The following is a 641-nucleotide window of genomic DNA, read 5'->3' as shown; positions in this document are numbered from 1 at the left end:
GAGGTAACTATAAGGGATGCTCAGCGCATTCAACTTTTCAACGATGATCGCTTCAGGATTAAACTTAGTCAAAAGAACGATTCGAATAGCCTCTGAATACTGAGCGCTTTCAGATATCAGGCCTTGTGCTAACTCTAAAACATGCGTTTCTATGCCTCCAAAAGTTTGGCTGTCGATCAACAGCCAAATCTCGTGAAGGTTTACGTTGAGTACACCTTGGCTAGGCTTGATTGTACTCATCTTCCGATTCCCAAGCCTGTTTCTTACGATAAACAGTAGAAGGGCTAAGTTCTAACAGCACGGCAGCGTTTAACACATTCCCATCGCAATGATTGATGGCATGTTGAATAGCTTCGCGCTCTATTTGCCACATTGGACGAATAGCACCTTCGCTTGTTGTAAATGCGGGCGTCATCGGATCGTTGTTAGCGGGGACAACTGAGGATTGCTCCAACTCTTCCGGTGTAATAGGTGGCAACTTAGCTTCTGGTGCTTCCACAACAGCAGCTTGGGGCGCAGCTACTCGAATAGGTGTCACTGATTTCGTGGCTTGAGCTGCGTCTACTTTATTAATCGGAGGCGGTAACATGTCTTTGGTCACGCTCGTTTCATTGTTCAACACCACGATGTTACGGATGATG

The 641-nt window shown here is 46.2% G+C and carries 1 protein-coding gene and 1 pseudogene; both read right to left on the bottom strand.

Translation table 11 applies throughout. The features are described from left to right. Window positions 1–240: pseudogene (locus AB4496_RS18980) on the bottom strand (glycosyltransferase family 1 protein); the annotation flags it as partial. Further along, on the bottom strand, window positions 221–641 hold a 421-nt coding region (locus tag AB4496_RS18975; protein ID WP_372131625.1), incomplete at its 5' end, for a helix-turn-helix domain-containing protein. The pseudogene AB4496_RS18980 and the gene AB4496_RS18975, both read right to left, overlap by 20 nt.

Origin of the sequence: Vibrio sp. 10N.222.46.A1 (assembly GCF_041473595.1) — a bacterium.
GTDB lineage: Bacteria > Pseudomonadota > Gammaproteobacteria > Enterobacterales > Vibrionaceae > Vibrio > Vibrio tasmaniensis_A.
The sequence above is the reverse complement of the archived record's forward strand: the minus strand, read 5'-3'. Positions and strand labels throughout refer to the sequence as shown.